The organism is Endozoicomonas sp. ALC013, from assembly GCF_049310205.1.
Lineage (GTDB): Bacteria > Pseudomonadota > Gammaproteobacteria > Pseudomonadales > Endozoicomonadaceae > Endozoicomonas.
In genome coordinates, this window is sequence record NZ_JBLYNS010000369.1 from 1 (window position 1) to 1,468 (window position 1,468).

1 protein-coding gene is annotated in these 1,468 nt (G+C 52.5%); it reads right to left on the bottom strand.

The window, feature by feature from the left end; genetic code table 11:
* On the bottom strand, positions 1-1,468 hold a 1,468-nt coding region (locus ACO6V1_RS23885; RefSeq protein WP_422469082.1), incomplete at both ends, for a hypothetical protein.

The window sequence follows — 1,468 nt, forward strand, 5'->3', positions numbered from 1 at the left end:
CTTGGCGATATGCTGAGGAATAAAGTGATCTTTCTTTGATTCTGCTTTGGTTTTCACCAGGAGCAACAGCGCGGCCACAGCCTCTTTGAGCTTCGCTGTCTTCTCCAGCGCCAGCCCATTGTCCACCAGTTTTGCCATGGCCCACAACAGGTTGGCGATATGCAGAGGAATAAAGTGGTCTTTCTTTGATTCTGCTTTGGTTTTCATCTGGAGCAACAGCGCGGCCACAGCCTCTTTGAGCTTCGTTGTCTTCTCCAGCTCGAGCCCGTTTTCCACCAGTTTCGCTATTGCCCACAGCAGGTTGGTGACTGCCTGAGGCGTGAAGTGGTCCTTCTCTTCTTTTGATTCGGCTTTGGTTTTCACATAGGGCAACAGCACACACACAGCCTCTTTGAGCTTCGCTGTCTTCTCCAGCTCCAGTCCGCTGTCCACCAGTTTCGCCAGGGCCCAAAGCAGGTTGGTAACTGCCTGTGGCTGGAATTGGTCTTTCTCTTCTTTGGATTCGGCTTTGGCTTTCACATGGGACAACAGCACGTCCAAGGCTTCTTTGAGCTTCGGTGTCGTCTCCAGCTCCAGCCCGTTGTCCACCAGTTTTGCCAGAGACCAGAGCAGGTTGGTGGTCGTTTGAGTGTTAAAGTGGCCCTTCTCTTCTTTTGATTCGGCTTTGGTTTTCACATGGGGCAACAGCGCGGCCACGGCCTCTTTGAGCTTCGTTGTCTTCTCCAGCTCCAACCCGTTGTCCACCAGTTTCGCCAGGGCCCACAGCAGGTTGTTGATAGCTTGAGTGTTCAGGTGGTCCTTCTCCTCTTTTGATGCGGCTTTGGTTTTCACACAGGGCAACAGCGCACACACGGCCTCTTTGAGCTTCGTTGTCTTCTCCAGCTCCAGTCCGTTGTCCACCAGTTTTGCCATGGCCCACAGGAGATTGGCGACTTCCTGTGGCTTGAAGTGGTCTTTCTCTTGTTTTGATTCGGCTTTGGTTTTCACATGGCGTAACAGCGCGGCCACGGCTTCTTTGAGCTTCGCCATCTCCAGCTGCAGCCCATTGTCCACCAGTTTCGCCAAGCCCCACAGCAGGTTAGAGGTACCTTGAGTGTTGAAGCGGTCTTTCTCTTCTTTTGATTCAGTTTTGGTTTTCACCTGGGGTAACAGCGCAGCCACGGCTTCTTTCAGCTTCGGTGTCTTCTCCAGCGCCAACCCATTGTCCACCAGTTTCGCCATGGCCCACACCAGGTTAGAAATACCTTGAGTGTTGAAGCGGTCTTTCTCTTCTTTTGATTCGGCTTTGGTTTTCACATGGGGCAACAGCGCAACCACGGCCTCTTTCAGCTTCGCTGTCTTCTCCAGCGCCAGCCCATTGTTCACCAGTTTCGCTACGGCCCACAGCAGGTTGACGGTACCCTGTGCATAAATGCCCCTGGCTTCAGGTTTTTGGTTGCACTTATGTATTACAGGATCAAGTAAAGCT